The organism is Minwuia thermotolerans, from assembly GCF_002924445.1.
GTDB lineage: Bacteria > Pseudomonadota > Alphaproteobacteria > Minwuiales > Minwuiaceae > Minwuia > Minwuia thermotolerans.
The window spans coordinates 1-2,233 of record NZ_PIGG01000025.1 but is presented as its reverse complement, the minus strand read 5'-3'; the positions used below and the strand labels follow the sequence as shown (position 1 = coordinate 2,233).

4 pseudogenes are annotated in these 2,233 nt (G+C 64.0%); 2 read left to right on the top strand and 2 right to left on the bottom strand.

Annotation, left to right across the window (positions count from 1 at the left end):
* Both CWC60_RS05705 and tnpC read right to left on the bottom strand, forming a co-directional pair.
* Positions 1–327: pseudogene (locus CWC60_RS05705) on the bottom strand (hypothetical protein); the annotation flags it as partial.
* A gap of 553 nt (positions 328–880) precedes the next feature.
* A pseudogene (gene tnpC, locus CWC60_RS05700) lies at positions 881–1,450 on the bottom strand (IS66 family transposase); the annotation flags it as partial.
* On the opposite strand from tnpC, the pseudogene CWC60_RS05695 reads away from it, so the two are divergent.
* Both CWC60_RS05695 and CWC60_RS05690 read left to right on the top strand, forming a co-directional pair.
* A pseudogene (locus tag CWC60_RS05695) lies at positions 1,437–1,886 on the top strand (transposase); the annotation flags it as partial. The pseudogenes tnpC and CWC60_RS05695 overlap by 14 nt on opposite strands.
* Positions 1,887–2,119: 233 nt before the next feature.
* Positions 2,120–2,233 (top strand): annotated as a pseudogene (locus CWC60_RS05690) (IS630 family transposase); the annotation flags it as partial.

Genomic DNA, 2,233 nt, shown 5'->3' with positions numbered 1-2,233 from the left:
GCCGGGACGGAAGAGCGGCTTCGGGGCGCTATCCCCGTCATCTGCGTTCGAATCCGCGGTCGCTACCTTCGGCGCCGCGTTCTCGTCTTCGCTCTCGCCGGCCTCAGTCGCGGCCGTCCCTGCGACCGCTGCACGGCCGGCCTCGGTAATGGTCCAGGCATCGTCCGCCGAGCGCTCGGCCAGGCCGCGGCGCCCCAGGGCCCGCAGCATGGCGGTGAGCGCGCCGCCCCTCAGTCGCATGTCTTCCGGCAGCGGCAGCACGCAGCTGTCAGTACGGTTCGCGGCATTGGCGAGGATGGCGATATGCCTGTCATTTAGCGTGGTCATGGTCCGTCTCCGTGGCTTCGTTCCGCACCGGCCCGGCGCCGGCGCTGTCACCAGGAGAAGCCCGGACCGCGATGCGGAGGCCGGGCCGGGATCGGCCGCGCATGTCCGCGCCGCCGGTCCCGACAGCATGCATGCTTGCCGGCGCGGCCAAGTCCAGCGAAATTCGAGAGGTCTGTCCCTGCCTACCGGGATGCGCTTAATGTTGAATTCGATATACTGCCCTCCCTACTGGCGTCGAATCATCCTGACTGGGGTTCCGTTTTTGGAGACGCGCAACAAGCAGGAACACGCATTTGTCGAAAAGCTCATGGACAGGCGCGTTCTGCAAGAGCGCGCACTCCCTAGGCATGGCTGTTAATCCTACATGACTTCATGTCCCGCGCCCGTAGTGAGGCACAGGAAGGAAACCTTGATCCTCGTATGTACCAACGAGTGCTCTTCTTCGGATGGTATGATGAGTATCCCGGCGGGTTTCACGATCCACTGAAGACCGTAAAATCTCTTGTTCATTGTCTAGAGGCACTGTAAGCGGTGCGTCTGGACCGTCGAGCAGTCAGCTTGACGTCTGGCTGAAGGCCCAGTGCAGCAGCTCCTCGATCCGCTGGTTCGGATGGCCCTTTGCGAGCGCCTCCAGCGTCGCCTTCAGGTAGGCGAAGGGATCGACGTCATTCATCTTCGCCGTCTCGATCAGCGAGGCGATACGAGCCCAGCTTTGGGCCCCCTGGTCGTGCCCTGCGAACAGGGCGTTCTTGCGCCCGAGAGCCAGCGGCCGGATCGTGTTCACGACGGCGTTGCTGTCGATCTCGACGCGGCCATCGCCGAGGAAGACACACAGGCCGGCCCAGTGATTGGCAAAGTAGCCGAGCTTCTCGCCGATGCGCGACTTTGGCGAGACGCGTGCCCGCTGCGCCTCGAGCCAGGTACGGAACGCCTCGACGATCGGCCGCGAGCGAACCTGGCGGACGGCGCGCCGTTCCTCAGGCGACCGGCCCTTGAGTTCGGCCTCGATGCGGTAGAGTTCGGCGATCCGGCGAAGCCCCTCCTCGGCCATCGGCGAGCCGTCGCACTCGAAGAGCTCGCGCAGCTGGCGGCGCCCGTGCGCCCAGCAATGGGCGAGCCGCAGGGTACTTGCCTGGCGGCTCTCCAACACCATGGAAGCGCAGTTCTGCATTGACGCGCTGGAGGAGGCGCTCGCCCGCTACGGGCCACCTGAGATCTTCAACACCGACCAAGGCAGTCAGTTCACTGCCTGGGCGTGGACGCAGCGCCTGAAAGACGCCGGCGTTCGCGTCTCAATGGATGGGCGGGGACGCTTCCTCGACAACATCTTCATCGAGCGTCTCTGGCGGTCGTTGAAGTACGAGTGCGTTCATCTGCGCGCCTTCTCAGGAGGCAGCGATGCCGGGCGGGGGATTGACGCCTGGATCAGCTTCTACAATCACCGACGGCCGCACGCCGCCCATGGCGGTGCCACCCCGGTTTCGGTATATCGAAATGCGCTGTCGGCCTCCGGCCCGGGCTTCCGCCCGGCCCTCCAGCCGACAGCCTTGGTAGCGTGACGTAAGTGATGGAAAACCCGATCGGCCGGCACCGACTGTAGCTTGAATCCTCGTCAAACCTGTCCAACGGACGGGGCATAGTTCAGTCCCGACTGCGGAAAGTTAATCTGCCGCGAAAAGGGATGTGGCTTCTGCAGCAAAAATTGCCCGCGTTTTGACGTCTAGTGGATTGAACCCGACAGTGGAGTCCCGATGGGGATTCCCCTTGTCGGCTTTGCGTGCGAGTCTGCGGCATGCGCACGGGTATCAGCTTCGAAGTTTCTCCGGATGACCGCTCTCGTCTTGAGGCGCTCGTCCGGGATCGGAACGCCCCTCAGAACCATGTCTGGCGAGCCCGGATCGTCCTC